The organism is Oryzibacillus soli (assembly GCF_051594765.1).
GTDB lineage: Bacteria > Bacillota > Bacilli > Paenibacillales > NBRC-103111 > Paenibacillus_AR.
This window is the reverse complement of record NZ_JBPPGJ010000136.1, coordinates 1-282: the sequence shown is the minus strand read 5'-3', so window position 1 is coordinate 282 and position 282 is coordinate 1. Positions and strand designations below refer to the sequence as shown.

The following is a 282-nucleotide window of genomic DNA, read 5'->3' as shown; positions in this document are numbered from 1 at the left end:
TAAGCAAGCTCGTTTGGTGATAATGGCGAAGGGGAACCACGCGTACCCATCTCGAACACGACCGTTAAGCCCTTCAGCGCCGATGGTACTTGGACCGCAGGGTCCTGGGAGAGTAGGACGTTGCCAAGCGGGTCTCACTTTGGTGAGATTCACCTTGTTCCTTGAAAACTGGATAGCGAAACAATTCCGAAAACATCTAAAGTAATGTTCTTTAGCTGGATAAGCTAATAAGAGCGCACGGAGGATGCCTAGGCGCCAGGAGCCGAAGAAGGACGTAGCGAA

General features: G+C 51.4%; 1 rRNA gene. It reads left to right on the top strand.

Annotation, left to right across the window (positions count from 1 at the left end):
• Positions 1 to 12 precede the first annotated feature (12 nt).
• A 5S ribosomal RNA gene (rrf, locus tag ACSEXW_RS28450) occupies positions 13 to 129 on the top strand.
• The last annotated feature ends 153 nt before the right edge of the window (positions 130 to 282 follow it).